Annotated in this window: 18 protein-coding genes and 1 pseudogene; 9 read left to right on the top strand and 10 right to left on the bottom strand. The window is 61.0% G+C overall.

Features of this window, described 5'->3' with window-relative positions; translation table 11 throughout:
• Positions 1–19: 19 nt before the first annotated feature.
• From KSS97_RS03470 to KSS97_RS03460, 3 genes are read right to left on the bottom strand one after another with little or no spacing between them, the layout of a single operon-like run.
• Positions 20–409 (bottom strand): hypothetical protein, encoded by a 390-nt coding sequence (locus KSS97_RS03470; RefSeq protein WP_030140928.1) that lies wholly within the window; start codon positions 407–409, stop codon positions 20–22.
• Complete coding sequence (locus tag KSS97_RS03465; RefSeq protein ID WP_217861097.1) at positions 409–1,050, bottom strand: hypothetical protein; 642 nt, start codon at positions 1,048–1,050, stop codon at positions 409–411. Before KSS97_RS03465 ends, KSS97_RS03470 begins: the two co-directional genes overlap by 1 nt.
• The gene (locus tag KSS97_RS03460; protein ID WP_225936085.1) at positions 977–3,271 is read right to left on the bottom strand and encodes a type VI secretion system Vgr family protein; all 2,295 of its coding nucleotides are present in this window, start codon (positions 3,269–3,271) and stop codon (positions 977–979) included. The genes KSS97_RS03465 and KSS97_RS03460 overlap by 74 nt, the downstream gene beginning before the upstream one ends.
• 254 nt (positions 3,272–3,525) lie before the next feature.
• Between KSS97_RS03460 and KSS97_RS03455 the strand changes: the two genes are divergently transcribed.
• Positions 3,526–4,026: a DUF2165 family protein gene (locus KSS97_RS03455; RefSeq protein WP_030140930.1), complete on the top strand. Its 501-nt coding sequence runs from the start codon at positions 3,526–3,528 to the stop codon at positions 4,024–4,026.
• 75 nt (positions 4,027–4,101) lie between these two features.
• Here KSS97_RS03455 and putP read toward each other — a convergent pair whose 3' ends face one another.
• Positions 4,102–5,586: a sodium/proline symporter PutP gene (putP, locus tag KSS97_RS03450; protein ID WP_217861096.1), complete on the bottom strand. Its 1,485-nt coding sequence runs from the start codon at positions 5,584–5,586 to the stop codon at positions 4,102–4,104.
• A 461-nt stretch (positions 5,587–6,047) separates the two neighbouring features.
• Here putP and putA point away from each other — a divergent pair, with 461 nt between their 5' ends.
• A complete protein-coding gene (gene putA, locus KSS97_RS03445; protein WP_217861095.1) occupies positions 6,048–10,001 on the top strand; it encodes a trifunctional transcriptional regulator/proline dehydrogenase/L-glutamate gamma-semialdehyde dehydrogenase in 3,954 nt (1,317 codons plus the stop codon).
• Positions 10,002–10,242: 241 nt separating this feature from the next.
• Positions 10,243–12,045 carry an acyl-CoA dehydrogenase gene (locus tag KSS97_RS03440; protein WP_217861094.1) on the top strand — a complete coding sequence of 601 codons (1,803 nt, stop codon included), beginning with the start codon at positions 10,243–10,245 and terminating at the stop codon, positions 12,043–12,045.
• 227 nt (positions 12,046–12,272) lie between these two features.
• Here the strand turns inward: KSS97_RS03440 and KSS97_RS03435 are convergent, their stop codons facing one another.
• Together KSS97_RS03435 and KSS97_RS03430 are read right to left on the bottom strand one after the other, a co-directional pair.
• On the bottom strand, positions 12,273–12,575 hold the full coding sequence (locus KSS97_RS03435) for a cell division protein ZapA (protein ID WP_030140934.1): 303 nt from the start codon (positions 12,573–12,575) through the stop codon (positions 12,273–12,275).
• The gene (locus KSS97_RS03430; RefSeq protein WP_217861093.1) at positions 12,572–12,802 is read right to left on the bottom strand and encodes a hypothetical protein; all 231 of its coding nucleotides are present in this window, start codon (positions 12,800–12,802) and stop codon (positions 12,572–12,574) included. Before KSS97_RS03430 ends, KSS97_RS03435 begins: the two co-directional genes overlap by 4 nt.
• Positions 12,803–12,994: 192 nt before the next feature.
• Here KSS97_RS03430 and KSS97_RS28660 point away from each other — a divergent pair.
• The 5 genes and pseudogenes from KSS97_RS28660 to selO all read left to right on the top strand — a co-directional run.
• Positions 12,995–13,831, top strand: a pseudogene (locus KSS97_RS28660) (MCP four helix bundle domain-containing protein); the annotation flags it as partial.
• Positions 13,814–14,686, top strand: a complete 873-nt coding sequence (locus tag KSS97_RS28655; protein WP_420094400.1) for a methyl-accepting chemotaxis protein — start codon at positions 13,814–13,816, stop codon at positions 14,684–14,686. The pseudogene KSS97_RS28660 and the gene KSS97_RS28655, both read left to right, overlap by 18 nt.
• A gap of 348 nt (positions 14,687–15,034) precedes the next feature.
• A complete protein-coding gene (locus KSS97_RS03420) occupies positions 15,035–16,777 on the top strand; it encodes a potassium/proton antiporter (protein ID WP_030140938.1) in 1,743 nt (580 codons plus the stop codon).
• Between the two features lie 35 nt (positions 16,778–16,812).
• The gene (gene mscK, locus KSS97_RS03415; protein WP_217861091.1) at positions 16,813–20,175 is read left to right on the top strand and encodes a mechanosensitive channel MscK; all 3,363 of its coding nucleotides are present in this window, start codon (positions 16,813–16,815) and stop codon (positions 20,173–20,175) included.
• Between the two features lie 37 nt (positions 20,176–20,212).
• Positions 20,213–21,676 carry a protein adenylyltransferase SelO gene (selO, locus tag KSS97_RS03410; RefSeq protein WP_217861090.1) on the top strand — a complete coding sequence of 488 codons (1,464 nt, stop codon included), beginning with the start codon at positions 20,213–20,215 and terminating at the stop codon, positions 21,674–21,676.
• A 50-nt stretch (positions 21,677–21,726) separates the two neighbouring features.
• Here the strand turns inward: selO and KSS97_RS03405 are convergent, their stop codons facing one another.
• From KSS97_RS03405 to KSS97_RS03390, 4 genes are all read right to left on the bottom strand, one after another.
• On the bottom strand, positions 21,727–22,128 hold the full coding sequence (locus tag KSS97_RS03405) for a helix-turn-helix domain-containing protein (RefSeq protein WP_030140941.1): 402 nt from the start codon (positions 22,126–22,128) through the stop codon (positions 21,727–21,729).
• A complete protein-coding gene (locus tag KSS97_RS03400) occupies positions 22,125–22,421 on the bottom strand; it encodes a type II toxin-antitoxin system HigB family toxin (protein ID WP_030140942.1) in 297 nt (98 codons plus the stop codon). Before KSS97_RS03400 ends, KSS97_RS03405 begins: the two co-directional genes overlap by 4 nt.
• A gap of 166 nt (positions 22,422–22,587) precedes the next feature.
• Positions 22,588–22,857, bottom strand: coding sequence for a hypothetical protein (locus tag KSS97_RS03395; RefSeq protein WP_030140943.1), 270 nt, complete (start codon positions 22,855–22,857; stop codon positions 22,588–22,590).
• Between the two features lie 103 nt (positions 22,858–22,960).
• A complete protein-coding gene (locus KSS97_RS03390; protein ID WP_198797428.1) occupies positions 22,961–23,869 on the bottom strand; it encodes a LysR substrate-binding domain-containing protein in 909 nt (302 codons plus the stop codon).
• A gap of 202 nt (positions 23,870–24,071) precedes the next feature.
• Here KSS97_RS03390 and ycaC point away from each other — a divergent pair, with 202 nt between their 5' ends.
• A complete protein-coding gene (ycaC, locus tag KSS97_RS03385) occupies positions 24,072–24,698 on the top strand; it encodes an isochorismate family cysteine hydrolase YcaC (protein ID WP_030140945.1) in 627 nt (208 codons plus the stop codon).
• Positions 24,699–24,859 lie beyond the last annotated feature (161 nt).

Below are 24,859 nucleotides of genomic sequence, written 5' to 3'. Positions count from 1 at the left end.
ATAACTGAACAGCGGACGTTTATGGCTTTAATATCCAACCCATATTTTTCCCGACCTCAACTAATAGATACATCAATCCCAACAGGAAAATTGCACCCAACGTACCCCCCCTAAACAGCCAAACAATTTTTCTGGGCAACTCATTGAAATCTTGTTGGTCTAACAGTCCCTTTTTTATCTGTCCGCTCGGAAACGTAACCATTGCAGACATAATAGCCAGTATTAAAAAGCCCCCCCAGAACGTCCCCAAAAGCCAGCGCATGGAACTAATCGCTTTAGACCGCTTAAAAAAACACATAAAAACAGCCAGTCGAAATGCAGCCAAATAAAAATAGACACCTGCAACAAACAGAATAATAAAACCCACCAAAACGAGTGCAACCTTATAAGCATCAACCCAAAGAGCCATTACTTATTAGCCTCGTATATTATTTCGCCAATTCCTTCTCCTGCCATCGCCCCTATTTCTCCGCCCACTAATGTTGACGATCCAACAACGATGGCACAAATAACTCCTCCCCATCCAAGCGAGCCGGCCCCAATAGCAACACAAACGCCGGCTCCACCTAGAGTGCCTACAGCGCCACCCCCAAGCGCACCACTAAACTTCCCAGCCTCAGTAAACTTAACCCGCTCACATTCCTCCGCACTGCCCACCCGACACGTCTCCTTCACCTTCAACCCCCAAGCCGCCGCCCCCAACCCAATTCCAATCCACCCCCCAGCCTTGATGTACTTACTGGCCCGACTCACCCCCTCGATATGCGTTGCATACCCCGGAATCCCACCCGCCACCCCAGCCTTGCTCCAGTGATGCACCAGGCTGCGATTGGAAATCCCCAGCGCACTCTTGAGCTTTGGATGGCTGGGAATGCCCGTGCCCTTGCGCACCAACGGCCCGAGGCTGTTGTCGATTTGGCCCATCAGGCGTTTGCGTTCGGCGAAGAAGTCGGCGCCTTGCAACTTCCCGTGTTTGTCAAAGGTGCGCTGGTGCAGTTGTTCCAGCTCCACCATGTTGCTTTTCAAGCTGCCCAGGTGCTGGCCGAACATGGCTGCGCCGATGCCCACCGAGGTGGACCCTTTGTTGCGGATTCAAGCGGTTGAAGTTGGACGGGAGCGAGACACCTGACTCCATGAACAACCACCGCTCCAGTTCCGAGCGGGGCATGGCCCGTTCGACGATGTGGAAACCCGGTTCTACGCTTTTTGCCGAGTCCGGCGCTGGGGCCTGGCGCTTGGACTGCCCACCGGGCGGCGACAGGTCGCAGGCGCCATCCTTGCAGCACTCGCACTCCTCGCAGAACGGTGCGGGGCTTTTCAAGCTTTGGATCTGGGCGTGAGAGAGGCGCGGGGCTGGGGCCGCGGCGAGTTTTTCCAGGGCACCCGGCGCAACGGGGTCGGCGCTCGTTGCGACCATCGGCGCTCCGCCGACCTGGATCGGCACGCTGCTGAAGATTCCGCCCGGGCCGATGTTGATCCAGTGCCCGCCGGCCTGGACGGTCGCGCTGGCACCCGCCTCCAGCACGACTTGCTGACCAGCGCTGACACTGAATCCCCCGGCGGCGTTGAGGGCCTGGTTGGCGACGCGGATGTGCCGATCGCCGGTCACCATCAGGTGATCGTCCTGGCGAACTTCAACCTGGCGTCGACCTTCAGTGGTGCGCTGCTCGCCGCCCTTGAGTTCGTGCCGGGACAAACCACTGACAACGATGCTGCGCTCATGATCGACCTGCACACGCTGGTCATGCAGCACATGCTGGGTCCAGTTGCGCTGCGCCCGCAGGTAGATTTCCTCGGCGCCCTTGCGGTCTTCGATGCGCAATTCGTTGTAGCCACCGCCGCCGGGGCTGCTCTGGCTGCGCAGGATACTGCGAGTCTTGTCCGCCGGCAGGTCGAGGGGCACCGGGTTGGCACCGTTTGGCAAGCAGCCCACCACCAACGGTTTGTCGACGTCGCCGTCCATGAACCCGACAAGGACCTCCATCCCTACCCGAGGGATCATCACACTGCCATAGCGATCGTGCGCCCAACCGGTCGCCACGCGTAGCCAACAACTGGAATGCTCGTCGCGCTCGCCGTCACGGTCCCAGACCAGTTGCACCTTGACCCGCCCGAACTCATCGCAATGGATCTCGCTGTCCACCGGTCCCGTCACCACCGCCGGCTGGAAACCGTTGACGGACGGCTTCTTGTGCTGCAACGGCGGACGAAAGAAAACCTCCCACGGCGTTGCGAGGAAGGCGTTGCGGTAGCCTTGGAACTCATCCCGGCCGGCGGAGGCGGTTTCTTCCAGCACTTGCGGTTGTCGACCATGGTGATCGACCTGCGTCAGCAACCACAGGTCGTTCCATTGCGTGCGCGGGTGCTCTTTGATGCGCATGAAATGCCCGCTGACAAAAGCGCTGTCATCGCAGTCGCCCTCTGCCAGGTGCCCGTCGGCGCCATGCCGTTCGAGGGTCCGCCGGACCGAATGCTTGCCATCGTCGCGGTCGGTGAACTGACCTGGGTAGTGATAGTTTTCCAGCGTCGGAAGTCTCTGGCTGTCGAAATTGGCCTGCAATAGCAGGCCAGGCTTGCGAAAGTCATAGCCGCGCAATGTCACGGCCGTGGTGCCGGTCTGGAGCCGCACCGCCAAGCGCTTGATGGCCGGCTCGACGGCGGCCATGCCACTGCCAGGCAGATACAACGTGGATTCGGGCAAGCGCGAGAACACCGTCTGGTCATCACCGAACACCAGCAGATGGCCGTCAGGGCTGTGGCGGAAGTGGTAATGAATGCCGACTTCGGCGCAAAGACGCTCAATGAAAACCAGGTCGCTTTCGCCGTACTGCACGCAATATTCACGCTCGGGATATTGTCCGCCAAGGCTGAACTGGAAGGCATCGGCCAGGATGCCGTGGTCCTTCAGAACGAGGGCCACGATATCCGGCACGCTCAGGTGCTGGAAAATCCGTTGGTTGATGCGATGACGCAAGTACGCCAGGCGAGGCACCAGCGTGATTTGATAGCGGGTCAGCCGCTTGCCCGAGTCGCCTTGGGCCACAGCATAGACCTGGCCGTGAATGCCACCGCCCCGGTCATCGAAGCCCAGGAAAGCCTGGCGATGAAGCAGTTCCTCCAGCGGCAGGTCAGGCCGCTCGCTGACCAGCTCCAACTCGAAGCAGTAAGGCTGGCTGATGGCTTCCTTGCCTTTGAACTCAAGCACCTTGAGGTCGTTTGGCCCGCTGTCGAGCGTCAGCGTGAAACGCGGTAGGTTGGCAGGCGCGAACATCCGATGTGCCTCTGCGAAATAAAGGCGGGCGATTGTGCATGACTCATTGAGCGAGTTGACCGGATGTCATGAAAAACAGATTTCCCCTACATCCAAGAGGCTAAAAGCTGCGGAGCGCGTTGCAATTTCTGATAGACACGCCTGCCTAAAGTCTTCTTACGAAAGAATCAGCGGCTTCTTACAAGACAGCGGGCCTTGTATCGCGCAAAGCCGTGATAACGTCCCTCCGTCGTAAAAAGCCAAGGACGCACCCCATGACAATCCGCTACACGAAAATCGCAATGATCCTGGCACTTGCCGCTTTCGCCTTCCTGACTGTGTTCAACAATGTCACGGACTACAGCTCCAACTTCAATTTCGTCCAGCATGTGCTGAGCATGGACACCACCTTTCCCGACAATGCCGCCCGGTATCGCACCATCGACGAGCCCTGGATGTGGCACGGTGCTTATTGGCTGATCATCCTCGGCGAAGCGATGACCACGGTGTTGCTGGCCTACGGCGCGCTGAAACTCTGGCGGGCACGCAGGGCGGATGGCCTGGCTTTCAATCAAGCCAAGGGGTGCGCCGTCGTCGGGCTCACGGTGGGATTCTTCGTCTGGTTTTTCGGCTTCATGGTCGTCGGCGGCGAGTGGTTCCTGATGTGGCAATCCGAGACCTGGAATGGCCAGGATGCTGCGTTCAGGTTCTACATGGCGCTGTTGGGCGTGCTGATCTTTCTCAACCAACCCGATACCTCGGACCGTCAGCCATAAAAAACGGCCCGTTTCCAATGGAGACGGGCCGTTTTTCAGTGCCTTGGGCGAACCATTACAGGCTCGCCAAGAGCCTTACTGATTCAAGCGGAAATCTTTCTCGGCCGCTTCGAAGCGCTGCAGCATGCCGGTGGTAGGCGTGCCCATCTTGCTGACGAAATAGATGGCCAGGCTGGCGAAGATAAAGCCCGGGATAATTTCGTACAGGCCCAGCAGCTCGAAATGCTTCCAGACGACGACGGTGATTGCACCGACCAGAATACCGGCCAGGGCACCGTTGCGCGTCATGTTCTTCCAGATCACGGAGATCAGGACCACCGGACCGAAGGCCGCACCGAAACCAGCCCAGGCGTAGCTCACCAGGCCCAGTACGCGGTTTTGCGGATTGGCGGCCAGGGCGATGGCGATCAGCGCCACCAACAGCACCATGGCGCGGCCGACCCACACCAGCTCCACCTGGGATGCACTCTTGCGCAAGAAGGTCTTGTAGAAGTCTTCGGTCAGTGCGCTGGAGCACACCAGCAACTGGCAGCTCAGGGTGCTCATGACGGCAGCCAGGATGGCGGACAGCAGCACGCCGGCAACCCATGGGTTGAACAGGATTTTCGCCAGTTCGATGAACACGCGCTCAGGGTTTTCGGTCACAGGACCGGCCAGTTCAGGATGCGCCGAGAAATACGCGATACCGAAGAAGCCGACGGCCACGGTGCCGCCCAGGCACAGGATCATCCAGGCCATGGAGATGCGACGCGCCTTGGCGATCGACTTGACCGAGTCTGCCGCCATGAAGCGCGCCAGGATGTGCGGTTGGCCGAAGTAGCCCAGGCCCCAGCCCATCAGCGAGATGATGCCGATGAAGGTGGTGTTTTTCAGCATGTCGAACGAAGTCGGATCTTTCGCTTCGATGGCCAGGAACGTGGTATCGACGCCGCCAGTGGCCAGCAGCACGATGATCGGCGTGAGGATCAAGGCAAAGATCATCAGCGTGGCTTGTACGGTATCCGTCCAGCTCACGGCCAGGAAACCACCGATGAAGGTGTAGGCGATGGTCGCGGCGGCACCGGCCCACAGCGCGGTCTCGTAGGACATGCCGAAGGTGCTTTCGAACAAGCGGGCACCGGCGACGATGCCGGACGCGCAATAGATGGTGAAGAACACCAGGATCACCACCGCAGAGATAATCCGCAGCAAGCCGCTGGTATCTTCAAAACGGCTGGAGAAATAGTCCGGCAGCGTCAGCGCATCACCGTTGTGCTCGGTCTGGACCCGCAGGCGACCGGCGACGAACAGCCAGTTCAAGTAGGCACCGATGATCAGGCCGATGGCGATCCAACTTTCCGACAGGCCGGACATGTAGATTGCGCCAGGCAAACCCATCAACAACCAGCCGCTCATGTCGGAAGCGCCGGCAGAAAGCGCCGTCACGACACTGCCAAGGCTGCGACCGCCGAGGATGTAATCGGAAAGGTTGTTGGTGGAGCGATAAGCCATCAGGCCGATCAGGACCATCGCTGCGATATAGATCACGAAGGTGATCAGGGTAGGATTGCTAACACTCATGAGTTACGCCCTGGCTTTGTTTTTATGGTGCGGTGGCAGTTGAAAGCGCCGACAACGCGAACGTTGTACTGACGTTTTGTGGACCCGCGAATTTATGACTGATGTTTCCCCAGGAAAGCCATCAGCCGATGCACCCCGACCCGAGCCGGTTGCACCTTGGCCGCGAATGCTATTCAACAAATCAAATTAGGTGCAACCAGTTTCGTTGAAATAAGTTGCACCCAGTCGGAATCTCCTTACAAACGTCGCGTTTTGCTCTCTTTTGGTGCAAAAACGCTTCACCTTTCAAACCAAGACGCACCAAGCAAGTGCAGGCATAGAGTCGCGCCCTATGCTTCCTGATGAGCTGCTCATTATTTCAACAAAAAACCGGTTGCACCCGGTTGCACCTCATTCATCCCGCAGCTAATCTTGCCGCCAGCTGATGCCACGCGGTACGTGGCAAACATGAGGATAAAAATATGGCTACCACCACCCTTGGGGTCAAACTCGACGACCCGACCCGCGAACGCCTCAAGGCGGCCGCAACCTCGATTGATCGCACGCCGCACTGGCTGATCAAACAGGCGATTTTCAATTACCTGGAAAAACTCGAGGGTGGTGCAACCCTGACCGAGCTGAACGGTTCCCCTCGCGCCGACAGCGATGACGCTGGCGACGTGCAGGTCGACCACGCTCACCAATGCTTCCTCGAATTTGCCGAGAGCATCCTGCCGCAATCGGTCTTGCGCGCTTCCATCACCGCCGCTTACCGTCGCCCGGAGCCGGAAGTGGTGCCGATGCTGATCGAGCAGGCCCGCCTGCCGGCCGAGATGGCCGAAGCCACCAACAAGCTGGCGGCTTCCATTGCAGAAAAACTGCGTAACCAGAAAAGTGCCGGCGGTCGTGCCGGTATTGTTCAGGGCTTGCTGCAGGAATTTTCCCTGTCGTCCCAGGAAGGCGTGGCCCTGATGTGCCTGGCCGAGGCGCTGCTGCGCATTCCGGACAAAGGCACCCGCGATGCGCTGATTCGCGACAAGATCAGTACCGGCAATTGGCAGCCGCACTTGGGTAACAGCCCATCGCTGTTCGTCAACGCCGCCACCTGGGGCCTGCTGCTGACCGGCAAGCTGGTCGCCACCCATAATGAAGCGGGCCTGACCTCTTCCCTGAGCCGCATCATCGGCAAGAGTGGCGAGCCGATGATCCGCAAGGGCGTCGACATGGCCATGCGCCTGATGGGCGAGCAGTTCGTCACCGGCGAAACCATCGCCGAGGCCCTGGCCAACGCGAGCAAGTTCGAAGCCAAGGGCTTCCGCTATTCCTACGACATGCTGGGTGAAGCCGCGCTCACCGAACATGACGCCCAGAAGTACCTGGCCTCGTACGAACAAGCCATCCATTCGATCGGCAAGGCGTCCCATGGCCGTGGGATTTATGAAGGCCCGGGCATTTCCATCAAGCTCTCGGCCCTGCACCCGCGCTACAGCCGCGCCCAGTACGAACGTGTGATGGACGAGCTGTACCCGCGCCTGCTGTCGCTGACCCTGCTGGCCAAGCAATACGACATCGGCCTCAACATCGACGCCGAAGAGGCCGACCGCCTCGAACTGTCCCTGGACCTGCTGGAGCGCCTGTGCTTCGAGCCGCAACTGACCGGCTGGAACGGCATCGGCTTCGTGATCCAGGCGTACCAGAAGCGTTGCCCGTACGTGATCGATTATGTGATCGACCTCGCTCGTCGCAGCCGTCACCGCCTGATGATTCGCCTGGTAAAAGGCGCGTACTGGGACAGCGAGATCAAGCGTGCCCAGGTCGAAGGCCTGGAAGGCTACCCGGTCTATACCCGCAAGGTGTACACCGACGTTTCCTACATTGCCTGCGCCCGCAAGTTGCTGTCGGTGCCGGAAGTCATCTACCCGCAATTCGCCACGCACAATGCCCACACTTTGTCGGCCATCTACCATATCGCTGGTCAGAACTATTACCCGGGCCAGTACGAATTCCAGTGCCTGCACGGCATGGGTGAACCGCTGTACGAACAGGTTGTAGGCAAGGTTTCCGAGGGCAAGCTGAACCGTCCGTGCCGCGTGTACGCTCCGGTCGGCACCCACGAAACGCTGCTGGCCTACCTGGTGCGTCGCCTGCTGGAAAATGGCGCCAACACCTCGTTCGTCAACCGCATCGCCGACCAGTCGATTTCCATCCAGGAACTGGTGGCCGATCCGGTGGCAAGCATCGAACAGATGGCAACACTGGAAGGCGGCTTCGGCCTGCCGCATCCGCGCATCCCGTTGCCGCGCGACCTGTACGGCAGCGAACGCGCCAACTCCAGCGGCATCGACCTGGCCAACGAACATCGCCTGGCCTCGTTGTCCTGCGCCCTGCTCGCCACCGCCCATAACGACTGGAAAGCCGCGCCGATACTCGGTTGCGCCGCCAGCGAAGAAACCCCGGCAGCGGTGCTGAACCCGTCCGATCACCGCGATGTGGTCGGCCATGTGCAGGAAGCCACGGTCGAGGACGTGGACAACGCGATCCAGTGCGCCCTCAACGCCGCACCGATCTGGCAGGCCACGCCGCCGGCCGAACGTGCCGCGATCCTGGAGCGTGCCGCCGACCTGATGGAAGGCGAGATCCAGCCGCTGATGGGCCTGCTGGCCCGCGAGGCTGGCAAGACCTTCGCCAACGCCATTGCCGAAGTGCGCGAAGCCGTGGACTTCCTGCGCTACTACGCGGTGCAGGCCCGCAACGATTTCACAAACGATGCCCACCGCCCACTGGGCCCGGTGGTCTGCATCAGCCCGTGGAACTTCCCGCTGGCAATTTTCAGCGGCCAAGTCGCCGCCGCACTGGCCGCCGGCAACCCGGTCCTGGCCAAGCCCGCCGAACAGACCCCATTGGTCGCGGCCCAGGCTGTGCGCCTGATGCTCGAAGCCGGTATTCCGGAAGGCGTCCTGCAACTGCTGCCGGGCCGCGGCGAAACCGTCGGTGCCCGCCTGGTGGGTGATGATCGCGTCAAAGGCGTGATGTTCACCGGCTCCACCGAAGTCGCTCGCCTGCTGCAACGCAACATCGCCGGTCGCCTGGACAACCAGGGCCGTCCTATCCCGCTGATCGCCGAGACCGGCGGCCAGAACGCCATGATCGTCGACTCCTCGGCCCTGACCGAACAAGTGGTCATCGACGTGGTGTCCTCGGCCTTCGACAGCGCCGGCCAACGTTGCTCGGCCCTGCGCGTGCTGTGCCTGCAGGAAGATTCCGCCGACCGCGTCATCGAAATGCTCAAGGGCGCCATGGCCGAATCGCGCCTCGGCAACCCGGAGCGCCTGTCCGTAGACATCGGCCCGGTAATCGATGCCGAGGCCAAGGCCGGCATCGAGAAACACATCCAGGCCATGCGCGACAAAGGTCGCACCGTGTACCAGATGGCGATTGCCGACAGCGACGAATGCAAGCGCGGCACCTTCGTGATGCCGACGCTGATCGAGCTGGAAAGCTTCGATGAGCTGCAACGCGAGATCTTCGGCCCGGTGCTGCACGTGGTTCGCTACAAGCGCAAGGAGCTGGATCAGTTGATCAATCAGATCAACGCCTCCGGCTACGGCTTGACCCTGGGCGTGCACACTCGCATCGACGAGACCATCGCCAAGGTCATCGACAATGTGCATGCCGGTAACGTCTACGTGAACCGCAACATCGTCGGCGCCGTGGTCGGTGTGCAGCCGTTCGGTGGCGAAGGCCTGTCGGGCACCGGTCCGAAGGCCGGCGGTCCGCTGTACCTGTACCGCCTGCTGTCGACCCGTCCTACCGATGCGATCCAGCAATCCTTCGTCCGTGGCGATGCTTTGGCCGCGCCGGACCTGCGTTTGCGCGACGCCATGAGCAAGCCGCTGACCGCCCTGCAAACCTGGGCCGACAGCCAGAAACTCGCCGAACTGAGCGCCCTGTGCGTGCAGTTCGCCGCGCAGTCGCAAAGCGGCATCACCCGTCAGCTCACCGGTCCGACCGGCGAACGCAACAGCTACGCCATCCTACCGCGCGAGCATGTGCTGTGCCTGGCGGACGTGGAAGGCGACCTGCTCACGCAACTGGCGGCCGTCCTGGCCGTGGGCGGCTCGGCCGTATGGCCGGAAACCGATACCAGCAAGGCCGTGTTCGCACGCTTGCCGAAGGACATCCAGGCGCGCATCCAGCGTGTTGCCGATTGGACCAAGGACGACGTGCTGTTCGACGCAGTCCTGCATCACGGCGATTCGGATCAACTGCGCGGTGTCTGCCAGCAGGTCGCCAAGCGCGCCGGGGCGATCGTCGGGGTGCATGGCTTGTCTCAAGGTGAAACCAACATCGCGTTGGAGCGCCTGGTGATCGAACGCGCGCTGAGCGTCAACACTGCTGCGGCGGGTGGTAACGCCAGCCTGATGACCATCGGCTAAACGCTGTAAGCCAGGCACCTGCAATAGGTGCCTGGTAACCGAATCCCCTGTGGGAGCGAGCTTGCTCGCGATAGCGGTGGGTCAGTCAGGAATGTTGGACTGGTACACCGCTATCGCGAGCAAGCTCGCTCCCACTTGGGATTAGTGTCGCCCGCACCTCTGCATCACTAGCATCAATCATCCTGTTCAGCCTCCATTCCCAGACCTAGACTCGGCCCATTCCAAGAAAAGGTAGGCCGCCATGTCCGAGACGCTGCTCAGTTCCCGCAATCTGGCTTTCGAGCTGTATGAAGTCCTTGATGCCGAGGGCCTGACCCAGCGCGAACGGTTTGCCGAGCACAACCGCGAAACCTTCGACGCGGCCATCGGCACGGCGCGCAGCATCGCCGAAAAATACTTCGCACCCCACAACCGCAAGAACGACGAAAACGAACCGCGCTATGAAAACGGCCAGGCCATCCTGATTCCGGAAGTGAAGCCGGCCGTGGATGCTTTCCTCGAGGCAGGTTTCCTCAATGCCGCGCGCAGCTTCGAGGCCGGCGGCATGCAATTGCCGACGTTGTTGTCCCAGGCTTGCTTTGCGCATTTCCAGGCGGCCAACGCCGCTTCGACGTCTTATCCGTTCCTGACCATGGGCGCCGCGAACCTGATCGAAAGCTTCGGCAGCGAGGAGCAGAAACAACGCTTCCTGCAGCCGATGATCGACGGTCGCTTCTTCGGCACCATGGCCCTGACCGAACCTCACGCGGGCTCATCGCTGTCGGATATTCGTACACGCGCAGAGCCGGCGTCCGACGGCACCTATCGGCTCAAGGGCAACAAGATTTTTATCTCCGGCGGCGACCATCCGCTATCGGAAAACATCGTCCACATGGTCTTGGCGAAACTGCCCGATGCGCCACCCGGCGTGAAGGGCATCTCGCTGTTTATCGTGCCCAAGTTCCTGGTCAACGACGACGGCAGCCTCGGGCTGCGTAACGACGTGCTCTTGGCCGGGCTGTTTCACAAGATGGGTTGGCGCGGCACCACCTCTACCGCGCTGAATTTTGGCGACAACGGCGAATGTGTCGGTTACCTCGTAGGAAAGCCGCACCACGGCTTGAGCTACATGTTCCAGATGATGAATGAGGCGCGGATTGGCGTCGGCATGGGCGCGGTGATGCTGGGTTACGCCGGCTATTTATATTCCCTTGAGTACGCCCGCGAACGCCCGCAGGGCCGGGTGCCCGACAGCAAGGACCCGACCACCGCGCCGGTGCCGATCATCCAGCACGCCGACGTGCGCCGCATGTTGCTGACGCAAAAGGCGTATGTGGAAGGTTCGTTCGACCTCGGCCTGTACGCGGCCCGGCTGTTCGACGACACCACCACGCTGGAAAGCGAAGCCGAGCGCCGGCGCGCCCATGAATTGCTCGACCTGCTCACGCCGATCGTCAAGTCATGGCCGTCGGAGTTCTGCCTGAAGGCCAACGAACTGGCGATCCAGATCCTCGGCGGCCATGGCTACACCCGCGAATACCCGGTGGAGCAGTATTACCGCGACAACCGCCTGAACCCGATCCATGAGGGCACCCACGGCATCCAGTCCCTGGACTTGCTGGGACGCAAACTGGCGCAGAACGGCGGCGCCGGGCTCAAGCAACTGATTCGGCTGGTGGCCGACACCACCGAGCGCGCCCAAGCGTACGAATCGTTAACGCCCTTGCGTCAGCCGTTGGAAGCCTTGGTGGCACGCCTGCAAACAGTCACCCTCGGCCTGCTGACCGACCTGGCCCAAGGCAAGGTCAACAGCAGCCTCGCCAATTCGGCGCTGTACTTGAAGGTGTTCGGGCACATGGTGATCGGCTGGCGCTGGCTGGAACAGGCGATTCGTGCCGAGGATGGCTTGGCCAAGGGGAACGCGGCGGATGTCGACTTCTATCAAGGCAAACTGCAAGCGGCGCGGTACTTCCTGACTTGGGAAGTGCCGGGTTGCCAACATGAACTGGCAATTCTTGAGGCGCGGGATGATACGTGTCTGGGGATGCGGGATGAGTGGTTCTGAGCCGGGTCTTGTGGCGCGGCTGATATCCAATCGCGAGCAAGCTCGCTCCCACAGAGGCTGCGACTGAACACAAAATCGGCGTACCCCGCCGATTCACTGTGGGAGCGAGCTTGCTCGCGAAAGCGGTACGTCAGTTGCCAATGATTTGCCTGACCCACCGCTTTCGCGAGCAAGTCGGATCGCCGCACCGCCGCTCCCACAGTTTGATCGCTGCCAACCCTCGGCCTTCAGGCCTGCTGAATCGTCTTGGCAATCACCTCGACCGTCGCGCTGACCTGCTCCTGGCACCGATCAAGCTCCGCTCGGTGCTGCTTCTGCATTTCGATCTGCTGCGAACACAGGTTCATGGCCGCCAGCACCAGCAGGCGGTCGCCGATCAATGTCGGGTATTTGCGCTTGGTGTCGGCCAGGGCTGCCTTGAGCATCGAAGCGGCGTCCAGCAACGCCTGCTCCTGCCCGGCCGGCGCCTTGATCGAGTAGTCCTCCCCCAGGATCGAGACGACCGTCACTCCGTCGGCGACGTGCTTCATGCGCCAACCGTTGCGCTGCTGGCGCGTTCGATCAGGGTCTGGATGCGGGCAGCGGTGCTGCCATGCAATTCTTCCTGCTCCATCAGGCTCAGTTGCAGGCTTTCGTTTTCATCCTTGGCCTTGGCCAGTTCGGCGCTCAGGGTTTCGTTCAGGCCGGTGAGGTGACGGTTCTGTTGCACCAGGTCGGTGACCAGTTGCTCCAGTTGGCTCAGGGATGCTTCCAACATATTGATTTCCAGGCTTTTTCAAGGGGCGCGTACGATAAAGAAAAGTCACTGCCAATACCACGCTTTACGGGGTGGCAGGGCTTTGCGGCGAGTTTTAGAGACTGCGAATGGGGAATCTGGTTCCGACCCTTCGTCGCACCGCAGCCGTTGCTCTGTGACAAAAGCACGCATGTCACTCAAGACTTTAGTCGTATGACCGATAAGTCAGGGAACAGCAGTCACAGCCCCGCACGGACGCGTCTACTTCCGGTACTTCCCATGTCCCTACGTAATATGAACATCGCGCCTCGGGCATTCCTGGGGTTTGCCCTGATCGGCGCCCTGATGCTCGCCCTTGGGGTATTTGCCCTGACCCAGATGAGCACCATCCGCGCATCTGGCGAAAGCATCGCCGACAACAGCGTGCCCAGCATCAAGGCTCTGGATGAGTTCACCCAGCTCACCCTGCGCCTGCGGGTGCTGTCCTATCGCTTGCTGACCAACCGCGAACCGGACATCCAGCAGAAAACCTACGATCTGTTCGAGCAGCGCAACCAGCAGATCCGCGCGGCCCAGGCTGCCTATGAAAAGCTGATCAGCTCCCCGGAAGAACGGGCCGCCTACGATCAATACGTGCAACTGCTGGGGCAATACCGTCAGCTTGAAGAGCGGATGAAAACCCTGTCGCGCAACAATCAGATCGAAGATCTGCGGGCGCTGCTCAACACCGAGCTGTTGAGCAACTCCGAAGCCGTCAACGTGGTACTCGGCCGCCTGCTGGAGATCAATAACCAACAAGCCGACGCGTTGAACAAGGGGGCAGAGCACCAATATTCAAGGGCCTTCAATTGGGTTGTCACACTGCTGGTCATCGCCACCGGCCTGACCCTGTTGTTCGCCTGGCTGCTGACCAACAGCATCACCAAGCCGATTGCCAACGCGCTGGACGCGGCCGAAGAAATCGCCAAGGGCAACCTGACTCGCCCGATTGTCGTCGATGGCAGCGACGAAGCCGGTCGCCTGCTGCGGGCGATGTCGACCATGCAGGAAAAACTGCGCGACACCTTGCAGCGGATCTCCGGCTCGGCCACACAACTGGCTTCCGCCGCCGAAGAGCTCAACAGCGTCACCGACGAAAGCGCCCGTGGCCTGACCCAGCAGAACAACGAAATCGAACAAGCCGCCACCGCGGTCAACGAAATGACCAGCGCCGTGGAAGAAGTTGCCCGCAACGCGGTCAGCACCTCGGAAGCGTCGAGGAACGCCACGACTTCGGCAGGCGACGGCCGTGATCTGGTACAGGAAACCGTCGGTGCCATCGAACGCATGAGCGCCGATGTACAGAGCACCGCCACGCTGATCGGCAACCTGGCCGATGAATCCCGCGACATCGGCAAGGTGCTCGACGTCATCCGAGGCCTGGCCGACCAGACCAACCTGCTCGCCCTGAACGCCGCCATCGAAGCCGCCCGTGCCGGTGAAGCCGGTCGTGGTTTCGCCGTGGTCGCCGACGAAGTCCGCGCCCTCGCCCACCGCACCCAGCAGTCGACCAGCGAGATCGAACGCATGATCGGCAGCATCCAGAGCGGCACCGAACAGGCCGTGGACTCGATGCGCAACAGCACCGAACGCGCCGAATCGACGCTGAACATCGCCCGCGGTGCCGGCATGTCCCTCGACACCATCAACAGCGCCATCGTCGAGATCAACGAACGCAACCTGGTGATCGCCAGCGCCGCCGAAGAACAGGCCCAAGTGGCCCGCGAAGTGGACCGCAACCTGGTGAACATCCGCGACCTGTCGGTGCAATCGGCCACCGGCGCAAACCAGACCAGCGCCGCGAGCGCCGAACTGTCGCGCCTGGCGGTGGATTTGAACAGCATGGTTGGGCGGTTCAGCCTTTAACCCGCGTAAGGGATGATAGTGAGCAATCATCCGCCTGGCTTTTGTGGCGAGGGAGCTTGCTCCCGTTGGGCCGCGTAGCGGCCCTTGTCTTTCATCGCCGACAACCCTTGTGGCGAGGGGATTTATCCCCGCTCGAGTGCAAAGCGCTCGCCTTCCGACTGCATGGCAGTACAGTAGTGGGGCTGCTTCGCAGCCCAGCGGGGATAAATCCCCTCGCCACAAGGCTGTGCCCAGCCCCCCTAGCCCCAAACCTTTTTTGACAGCATCACATTTCAACAGGTTAGAATCGCTGGCACGCAGACTGCATGGTCAGTTTGTGCCTGTCCCTTGATTCCCGGAGTACTGCCTTTGACCGCGACGACCATCAACAGCCTGTTCTTGATCGGCGCGTTGCTGGTGGGTGCGAGCATCCTGGTGAGTTCTCTTTCGTCCCGCCTGGGCATCCCGATCCTGGTGATCATCCTGGCCGTGGGTATGGTCGCCGGTGTCGACGGCGCCGGTATTCTTTTCGACAACTACGCAACGGCCTATCTGGTCGGCAACCTGGCACTGGCGGTCATCCTGCTGGACGGTGGCTTGCGCACGCGGGTCTCGAGTTTTCGCGTGGCGTTGTGGCCGGCGTTGTCGCTGGCGACGGTGGGTGTTTTGATCACCACGGGGCTGACCGGCATGGCGGCGGCGTGGCTGTTCAACCTCAACTTGATCCAGGGCTTGCTGATCGGCGCGATTGTCGGCTCCACCGACGCCGCGGCGGTGTTCTCGCTGCTCGGCGGCAAAGGCTTGAACGAGCGGGTCAGCGCCACGCTGGAAATCGAGTCCGGCAGCAACGACCCCATGGCGGTGTTCCTGACCGTGACGCTGATCGGCATGCTTGCCAGCGGGGAAACCGGCCTGCATTGGAGCCTGCTCGGGCATCTGGTGCGCGAGTTCGGTATCGGTGCGCTGCTCGGCCTGGGCGGCGGTTGGTTGATGTTGCAGTTGGTCAACCGTATCAACCTGGCCAACGGCCTCTACCCGATCCTGGTCATCAGCGGCGGCCTGGCCGTGTTCGCCCTGACCAACGCCCTGCACGGCAGTGGCTTCCTGGCGGTGTACCTCTGCGGCCTAGTGCTGGGCAATCGCCCGGTGCGCAGCCGCCACGGCATCCTTCACATGCTCGATGGCATGGCCTGGCTGGCGCAGATCGGCATGTTCCTGGTCCTGGGCCTGCTGGTCACGCCCCATGACCTGCTGCCCATCGCCCTGCCCGCCCTCGGCCTGGCCTTGTGGATGATCCTGTTCGCTCGCCCGCTGTCGGTCATGGTCGGTCTGTTGCCGTTCAAGGCGTTCCACGGTCGTGAAAAAGCCTTCATTTCCTGGGTCGGCCTGCGTGGCGCGGTGCCGATCATTCTTGCGGTGTTCCCGCTGATGGCCGGTTTGCCCCACGCGCAGCTTTATTTCAACCTGGCCTTCTTTATCGTGCTGGTCTCGCTGCTGGTGCAGGGGACGAGCCTGCCGTGGGTCGCCAAGCTGTTGCATGTGACCGTCCCGCCGGAGCCCTTGCCGATTTCCCGGGCGGCGCTGGAAGTCCATGTCACCAGCGAGTGGGAACTGTTCATTTATCGCCTCGGTGCCGAGAAATGGTGCATCGGTTCACCTTTGCGCGACCTGAAAATGCCCGACGGAACGCGCATCGCGGCCCTTTTTCGTGGCCAGCAACTGCTCCATCCGTCGGGTAGTACGGTGTTGGAAGTCGATGATTTGCTGTGTGTTATCGGCCATGAACACGACTTGCCAGCCCTTGGAAAACTGTTCAGCCAGGCACCGCAACGAGGTCTGGATTTGCGCTTCTTCGGCGACTTCGTGCTCGAAGGAGACGCCCAGTTGGCCGCGGTCGCAGCCCTCTACGGGTTGAAGCTGGACGGCATCGATCCGGACATGACCCTGGGCCGTTTCATTGCCCAGAAAGTTGGCGGTGCGCCAGTAGTCGGCGACCAGGTGGACTGGAACAACACCCTGTGGACCGTCGCGGTCATGGACGGGAACAAGATCGGCAAAGTGGGCGTCAGATTCCCCGAAGGAAGTCGCCCGGGTCCCGGCTTGTTCCTCTAAACTGCTCCCCATTCTCACTTGCTTGACCGGTCTCTATGCCTACCCTGCGCTCCTTTCTTGCCGTCGCCCTGCTGGGCCTGAGTCTTTCCATCTGCACGGCGCACGCCGCTGAACCGCCTACCAGCGATGCGGTCCAGGCGAGCCTGGACAAGATCGCCGATCGCAAACTGCCGGAGGCCGACCAGAAGGCCCTGCAGGCCGTCTTGCAGAACACCCTGGCCCAGCTCAGCAACAAAGCCGACTACGAACAGAAACTGGTTGCCCTCAAGCAACAGTTGGCCAGCGCACCCAAGCAGAACATCGAAAACCAGCGCGAGCTGACACGACTCAAGAACTCTAATGCGGTGCCGGTGGCGCAGCGCTACGCCAACCTGCCGATTCCCCAGCTCGAACAGATGCTGACGGAGCGCTCCACCCAGCAGAGCGACCTGCAAAAAGCCCTGGCCGATGCCAACAGCCTGGTCATCACCGCCCAGACCCGCCCCGAGCGCGCCCAGGCGGAAATCGCCAGCAGCCAGACCCGGATCCAGCAGATCAACGCCACCCTCAAGAGCGGCAGGGATGCGGGCAAAGCCTTGAGCGCCGAGCAGCGCGACCAACTCAACGCCGAGCTGGCGGCACTCAACGCGCTGATCCCCTTGCGTCGCCAGGAACTGGCCGGCAACAGCCAGTTGCAAGACCTGGGCAACAGCCAGCACGACCTGCTGAGCGAAAAGATCGATCGCATGGAGCAGGAAATCCAGGACCTGCAAAACCTGATCAACCAGAAACGCCTGGCCCAGTCCCAGGAGACGGTGACGCAGCAATCCATCGAAGCGCAGAAGGCCGGCGGCAGCAGCCTGCTGGCGACCGAAAGCACAAACAACCTGAAACTCTCCGACTACCTGCTCAAAAGCACCGATCGGCTCAACGAAGTTACCCAGCAGAACCTGCAGACCAAGCAATTGCTGGACAGCGTCACCCAGACCGATGCCGCGCTGGACGAGCAGATCAGCGTGCTCAAGGGCAGCCTGCTGCTCTCCAAGATTCTCTACAAACAGCGCCAGACCTTGCCGCGCCTGAAGCTCGACCAGAACCTGGCCGACCAGATCGCCGACATTCGCCTGTACCAGTTCGAAGTCAGCCAGCAACGGGAGCTGCTGAACAACCCTGGGGCTTACGTCGACAGCCTGCTGGCGTCCCAACCGTCCGAGCAAGCCACTCCGCAACTGCGCAAGGCCTTGCTTGAACTGGCCCTGACCCGGGTCGACCTGCTGGACCGCCTGAACCGCGAATTGAGCGCGGTGCTCAACGAATCCATCACGTTGCAGCTCAACCAGAAACAATTGCTCAGCACTGCCCAGAGCCTGCGGGCCACCCTTGAAGAACAGATGTTCTGGATCCCCAGCAACAAACCGCTGGATTTCGAATGGATGCGCGGCGTGCCGGCTCGCCTGGAAAAACAGGTCGACTCGCTGCCCTGGGCCTCGAGCCTGAGTGAACTGGCCGATGGCCTGACCCAGCGGCCCTTGCTGTTCCTGCCCCTGGTGCTGCTGATCGGCGTGCTGCTGTGGCGGCGCAAGAATCTGTATGCGCGCCTGAACAAAGTCCACCAGGATGTCGGCCACTTCAAGCGCGACAGCCAATGGCACACGCCCCAGGCGATCCTGATCAACATCCTGTTGGCGATGCCGGTGGCGCTGGCGCTGGCTTTGTGCGGCTACGCCTTGCAGATCGACGCCCGCGGCCAGAACACCAACCTCGGCGCGGCCCTGCTGCAGATCGGGCAGGCTTGGCTGGTGTTCTACACCGCCTATCGAATCCTCTCCCCGGGCGGCGTGGCGGAACTGCATTTCCGCTGGGAAAAACCCCAGGTCGAATTCCTCCAGAGCTGGATCCGTCGGCTCGGGCTGGTGGTCCTGGCCTTGGTGGCCGTGGTGGCCGTGGCGGAATTGCAGCCCTCGGCCCTGGCCGATGACGTGCTCGGCATGCCGGTGGTGCTGACCTGCTACGCCTCGATGGCCTGGCTGCTCAGCCGACTGCTGCTCAGCAGCCCGACGCACCAGAACACCTCGCTGTTCCGCAAGGCCGTCGGCGTGCTGTTCACCGCGTTGCCGATCGCGTTGTTCGTCGCCGTCTGCTTCGGCTATTACTACACCGCGCTGAAACTCAGTGATCGCTTGATCAACACGCTGTACTTGCTGATGTTCTGGCTGGTGATCGAAGCCACCTTCGTGCGCGGTCTCTCGGTTGCGGCGCGGCGCCTGGCCTACCAGCGCGCCCTGGCCAAGCGCCAGGCGGCCAAGGAGGCCGGCGATGGCGAAGCGGTGGTCGAGGAGCCGACCCTGGACATCGAAAAGGTCAACGAGCAATCCCTGCGCCTGATCCGCCTTGCCTTGCTGGGCGGCTTCATGGCCGCGCTGTACTGGGTCTGGTCGGACCTGATCAGTGTGTTCTCGTACCTGGACAACATCACCCTCTACGAATACACCAGCGGCACCGGCGTCAACATGAGCATGGTGCCCATCAGCATCGGCGACATGCTCGGCGCGCTGATAATCATCGGCATCACCTTCGCCCTGGCGCGCAACCTGCCGGGCCTGCTGGAAGTGTTCGTGCTGTCGAAGCTGAACCTGGCCCAGGGCAGCGCCTACGCAACCACCACGCTGCTGTCCTACGTGATCGCCGGCGTCGGTTTCGTCACCACGCTGTCCACCCTCGGCGTGAGCTGGGACAAGTTGCAATGGCTGGTGGCCGCGCTGTCGGTGGGCCTGGGCTTCGGCATGCAGGAGATTTTCGCGAATTTCATCTCCGGCATCATGATCCTGTTCGAGCGTCCGGTGCGTATCGGCGACACCATCACCATCGGCAACCTGTCGGGCACGGTGAGCAAGATCCGCATCCGTGCGACGACCATCACCGACTTCGACCGCAAGGACATCATCGTCCCGAACAAGACGTTCATCACCGGGCAGTTGATCAACTGGTCGCTCACCGACACCGTCACCCGGGTCACCTTGAAACTCGGCGTGGACTACGGATCGGACCTGGACCGGGTCCGCGAGCTGCTGCTCAAGGCCGCGCGTGACAATCCGCGCGTCTTGAAGGAGCCGGAGCCGATCGTGTATTTCCTGAACTTCGGTGAAAGCACCCTGGACCATGAGCTGCGCATGCACGTGCGCGACCTCGGCGACCGTAACCCGGTGCTCGACGAGATCAACCGTTTCATCAATCGGGAATTCAAGAAGGAGCACATCAACATCTCCTTCCGGCAGATGGAAATCTATCTGAAGAATCTGCAAGGCCAGGAATACAAACTGGTGCCTGCCGAGCCCGACAAAAAGACCATTACACCCGTGCCTTCGGCGGTCGCCAGCATCAAGCCGGTGCCCGAGCCGCCGCAGGACGCGCTCGACTGATAACGGGGAGCCTGCGGGCGTCCCGCCGGAGACGGCCATGAAAACGCTGGAAACGCTGACCTTCGATAACCGTTTCGCCTGCCTGGGCGACGGTTTCTCGGCCCACGTGCTGCCCGAACCCATCGACAACCCGCGCCTGGTGGTTGCCAGCCCGGCGGCCATGGCGTTGCTGGACCTGGAGCCGGTAGAAGCCGAGACACCGCTGTTCGCAGAGATCTTCGGCGGCCATAAGCTCTGGGCTGAAACCGAGCCGCGGGCGATGGTGTATTCGGGGCATCAGTTCGGTCACTACAACCCGCAATTGGGCGATGGCCGTGGGTTGCTGCTGGGCGAGGTGTACAACGAGGCCGGCGAGCATTGGGACCTGCACCTCAAGGGCGCCGGCCAGACGCCGTTTTCGCGAATGGGCGACGGACGCGCGGTGCTGCGCTCCTCGATCCGCGAATTCCTCGCCTCCGAAGCCCTGCATGCACTGGGGATCCCTACGACGCGCGCGTTGTGCGTGATCGGCTCGGACACGCCGGTGTGGCGGGAAAAACAGGAGCGTGCCGCCATGGTGCTGCGCCTGGCGCCGAGCCATGTGCGCTTCGGGCATTTCGAATATTTCTACTACACCAAGAAGCCGGAGCTGCAGGCCACCCTGGCCGAGCATGTACTGAACCTGCACTTCGCCGAATGCAGGGAGCAGCCGGAACCGTACCTGGCGATGTACCGTGAAATCGTCGAGCGCAACGCCGAGCTGATTGCCAAGTGGCAGGCCTATGGTTTCTGCCACGGCGTGATGAACACCGACAACATGTCGATCCTGGGCATCACCTTCGACTTCGGGCCGTTCGCCTTCCTCGACGATTTCGACGCCAACTTCATCTGCAACCACTCCGATGACCAGGGTCGCTACTCGTTCAGCAACCAGGTGCCCATCGGCCAGTGGAACCTCAGCGCCCTGGCCCAGGCCCTGACGCCTTTCATCAGCGTCGAAGCCCTGCGCGAGACCCTCGGCTTGTACTTGCCGCTGTACCAGGCCCATTACCTGGACCTGATGCGCCGCCGCCTCGGCCTGACCGTCGCCGAAGAGGAGGACCAGAAACTGGTGGAACGCCTGCTGCAACTGATGCAGAACAGCGGCGTCGACTACAGCCTGTTCTTCCGCCGCCTGGGCGAGCAATCGCCGGAGCAAGCCGTCGCCACCTTGCGCGATGACTTCGTCGACCTGAAGGGTTTCGATGCCTGGGCCGAGTTGTATGTCGCCCGGGTCAACCGGGAAGGCCCCGTCGATCAAGACCAGCGCCGCGCTCGCATGCATGCGGTCAATCCGCTGTACGTGCTGCGCAATTACCTGGCACAAAAAGCCATCGACGCCGCCGAGTCAGGCGACTACGAAGAAGTCCGCCGCCTGCACAATGTGTTGAGCAAGCCATTCGAGGAGCAACCGGGCATGGACAGCTACGCCGAGCGCCCGCCTGAATGGGGTAAACATCTGGAGATCAGTTGCTCGTCGTAACCCTGTGGCGAGGGAGCTTGCTCCCTTGCCACAGTGAGTGCGCCAAGCTTTCAAATAAAGGTCTCAACCGATACGCCAAAGCGCTCCGACAACCAGCGAATCTGCCTTAAATTCAGCTGGCGTTTGCCACTCAATATCTCCGACACCACCGACTGGGCGCCTATACCCGGCAAATCGCTCTGGCTCAAACCGTGCTCACGCATCAGATAACGAAGGGTTTCAACGCCAGTTGCCTTGGGCATCGGCCGGTGTTGATGGTCCCAGGCCTCGATCCATTCACCGATGATGTCAACCAGGCTCATCAGTGGATGGGCTTCATCTTCGCCAACCAATTCCAACAGTTCATCGAGCGCTCCGACCAAGCGGTCGTAATCGTCTTCGTCCCTGGGCTTGCGCAACAGGGGCGACACAAACTCCCAATGAGCGGCGACTTGTTCAATCAGTGCACTCATCCCTTCTCCTCCTTCCATTTGCCTCTATCGTATTCCCGATGGTCGAGCACGCATTTGATATAGAGGCGTTGGGGTCGATATCGAATCACCGCTATCAGCCGCAACTTGTTTCCTCCGATGTCAAACACGTGTAGCGGACCGACCTTATCAGTTGCCGGAAATATGGATTTCATCGCCGCGTAATCCGCCGGGCTGTTGCGCTTGATCAGCCGATACCATTGATCCAGCGCATTGGCAGAATGCGGCCATTTCTCCTTGGCCTCCCAAATGCGCTTCTCAGTGATCACATGCATGCAACATCCTTATCGCATTTTGCTATAGGGGAGTTAAACACAAAACTGGCGCATCGCAAATTGCGATAACGCCAGTCAGATAGACGGGTTGATTTGCAGAATTTCAGCCTAGTCGCCGAAGGCTCTGATCATTTGGAAGAAATGTGAGCAGGTATGAGCCATGTGCTTACCCCGCCTTATCATTCCCCTGTTCGGGCGTCTCGATCCCTGATTCCGCTTCTTCGCCAGCCGGCTCTTTCGGCGGCTTCTCCTCCGGATAACCGGGCATGCCGCGGGCGTCTTCCGGGGTCAATTCATCGCGATCATGGCGACTGTCGGTGGCATAGGCCGGGGCCGCGTTGGGGTCTTCGTCGCGGCCGGCGGTGCCGAGGACAAAGCCGTCGTCATTGGGGTTGTCCAGTGCCTGGGGGGTGGTTGGGTCTTGAGGGTTGCTCATGGGACCTCCTGGTTGTGAACAGGTATGACTTTTGAGGGCGCCGCGCGCCTACAGTGCGGCGCATCTGATGAATGGCAACCCGGAGAAGGCAACGTCCAGCGCCCTACGCCATATCGCTGTGACTGAATTCCTCGGCCAGGAAATCAATCAACGTACGCACCGACGGCAGCAACCCGCGCCGTGAAGCAAAGATCGCATGGACAATGCCGCACTTCGGCGTCCAGCCCGGTACCAGCTCCACCAGCCGTCCGGCAGCAATGTCCTCGCGCACCACCACGCTGGGCAAATGGGCGACGCCAATACCCGCCAGCACGGCATGCCGCAGGGCCAACAGGTCATCAGTGACCATGCGCGGCTCATGGCGAATCAATGCGCGGGCGCCGTCCGGGCCGAACAGTTCCCACTGGTATTCCCGCTGCGCACCGCCCCAATGCACGCTCGGCAAGCCGTTGAGGTCCGCCGGGGACGCCGGTGAGGACAGATGCTGCACAAATGCCGGGCTGCCCACCAGGCATTGAGTGCTGTTGCTCAGCACTTTCATGACCATGTCGGTGTTTTCCAGCGGCGGAAAGCGCACCCGCAGGGCGATATCGAAACCTTCATGGATCAGGTCGACCCGGCGGTTGGTGCTCTCGATGAACAGCTCCACCCGCGGATATTTGAGCATGTAGCGAGTCAGCATCGGCCCGACCCAGCTGTTGAGCAGCGCTGTCGGGCAACTGATGCGCACCAGCCCCTGGGGTTCGGAGCGGTTGCGCTCGATCACTTCGGCGGCGCTCTCGGCCTCGACCCGCATCGCCAGGCAGCGCTGGTAATAGGCCTGGCCAATCTCGGTCAACGTGCAATGCCGGCTGGTGCGATGAAGCAAACGCACCCCGAGCCGCTCCTCCAACAGAGCAATACGCCGGCTCAGCTTGGATTTGGGCATGTCCAGCGCCCGGCCCGCCGCAGCGAATCCACGGTGCTCAACCACTTGGGTGAAGTAGTACAGCGTGTTGAGGTCTTCGATGATCGTTCTCCAAATAGAACGCTAAGGCTGATTTTCGCAGTCTAGCGCATCAAAGGTGCCAGTTTTAATCTACACACATCGAAACGCAACACGGATTGAAACCGGCGCTTCGGCCAGATGAGTCACCGATCAATCGCTGCACCGGCATTAAAAACCTTAACCACGCCGAAACCTTCGGCAACCAAAACTTAATGAGGGCTACGCCATGACTACTTCCTACAACCGTCTCGACAAAGATAACGCCGCCGTTCTGCTGGTCGATCACCAGGCTGGCCTGTTGTCGCTGGTACGCGACATCGACCCGGACCGTTTCAAGAACAACGTGCTGGCCCTGGCTGACCTGGCAAAATACTTCCAACTGCCAACCATCCTCACCACCAGCTTCGAAACCGGCCCCAACGGCCCGCTGATGCCAGAACTCAAGACCTTGTTCCCGGACGCTCCGTACATCGCTCGCCCTGGTCAGATCAACGCTTGGGACAACGAAGACTTCGTCAAGGCAATCAAGGCCACCGGCAAGAAACAACTGATCATCGCTGGCGTCGTGACTGAAGTCTGCGTCGCCTTCCCGGCCCTGTCGGCCCTGGCCGAAGGTTTCGAAGTATTCGTGGTCACCGACGCTTCCGGCACGTTCAACGAACTGACCCGTCAATCGGCCTGGGACCGCATGTCGTCGTCGGGTGCACAGCTGATGACCTGGTTCGGCCTGGCCTGCGAACTGCACCGCGACTGGCGCAACGACGTGGAAGGTCTGGCGACCTTGTTCTCCAACCACATCCCGGACTACCGCAACCTGATGACCAGCTACAACACGCTGACCAACGGCAAATAATCAGCAACACCAATACCCCTGTGGGAGCGAGCTTGCTCGCGATAGCGCCCTGACAGTCGATGCAATATTGGCTGACACACCGCCATCGCGAGCAAGCTCGCTCCCACAAGGTTTTGTGGCGGCTTCTATATAGTGTTCAATCCATGCCTAATGATTTTCCG

Origin of the sequence: Pseudomonas alvandae (assembly GCF_019141525.1) — a bacterium.
In the GTDB taxonomy this organism is placed as follows: Bacteria; Pseudomonadota; Gammaproteobacteria; order Pseudomonadales; family Pseudomonadaceae; genus Aquipseudomonas; species Aquipseudomonas alvandae.
The sequence above is the reverse complement of the archived record's forward strand: the minus strand, read 5'-3'. Positions and strand labels throughout refer to the sequence as shown.

What these genes read in the sequence shown, in the direction of transcription:
- KSS97_RS03470 (WP_030140928.1), bottom strand. Translation starts at nt 409, where the DNA reads ATGGCTCTTTGGGTTGATGCTTATAAGGTTGCACTCGTTTTGGTGGGT.
- KSS97_RS03465 (WP_217861097.1), bottom strand. Translation starts at nt 1,050, where the DNA reads ATGTTCGGCCAGCACCTGGGCAGCTTGAAAAGCAACATGGTGGAGCTG.
- KSS97_RS03460 (WP_225936085.1), bottom strand. Translation starts at nt 3,271, where the DNA reads ATGTTCGCGCCTGCCAACCTACCGCGTTTCACGCTGACGCTCGACAGC.
- KSS97_RS03455 (WP_030140930.1), top strand. Translation starts at nt 3,526, where the DNA reads ATGACAATCCGCTACACGAAAATCGCAATGATCCTGGCACTTGCCGCT.
- putP (WP_217861096.1), bottom strand. Translation starts at nt 5,586, where the DNA reads ATGAGTGTTAGCAATCCTACCCTGATCACCTTCGTGATCTATATCGCA.
- putA (WP_217861095.1), top strand. Translation starts at nt 6,048, where the DNA reads ATGGCTACCACCACCCTTGGGGTCAAACTCGACGACCCGACCCGCGAA.
- KSS97_RS03440 (WP_217861094.1), top strand. Translation starts at nt 10,243, where the DNA reads ATGTCCGAGACGCTGCTCAGTTCCCGCAATCTGGCTTTCGAGCTGTAT.
- KSS97_RS03435 (WP_030140934.1), bottom strand. Translation starts at nt 12,575, where the DNA reads ATGAAGCACGTCGCCGACGGAGTGACGGTCGTCTCGATCCTGGGGGAG.
- KSS97_RS03430 (WP_217861093.1), bottom strand. Translation starts at nt 12,802, where the DNA reads ATGTTGGAAGCATCCCTGAGCCAACTGGAGCAACTGGTCACCGACCTG.
- KSS97_RS28655 (WP_420094400.1), top strand. Translation starts at nt 13,814, where the DNA reads ATGTCGACCATGCAGGAAAAACTGCGCGACACCTTGCAGCGGATCTCC.
- mscK (WP_217861091.1), top strand. Translation starts at nt 16,813, where the DNA reads ATGCCTACCCTGCGCTCCTTTCTTGCCGTCGCCCTGCTGGGCCTGAGT.
- selO (WP_217861090.1), top strand. Translation starts at nt 20,213, where the DNA reads ATGAAAACGCTGGAAACGCTGACCTTCGATAACCGTTTCGCCTGCCTG.
- KSS97_RS03405 (WP_030140941.1), bottom strand. Translation starts at nt 22,128, where the DNA reads ATGAGTGCACTGATTGAACAAGTCGCCGCTCATTGGGAGTTTGTGTCG.
- KSS97_RS03400 (WP_030140942.1), bottom strand. Translation starts at nt 22,421, where the DNA reads ATGCATGTGATCACTGAGAAGCGCATTTGGGAGGCCAAGGAGAAATGG.
- KSS97_RS03395 (WP_030140943.1), bottom strand. Translation starts at nt 22,857, where the DNA reads ATGAGCAACCCTCAAGACCCAACCACCCCCCAGGCACTGGACAACCCC.
- ycaC (WP_030140945.1), top strand. Translation starts at nt 24,072, where the DNA reads ATGACTACTTCCTACAACCGTCTCGACAAAGATAACGCCGCCGTTCTG.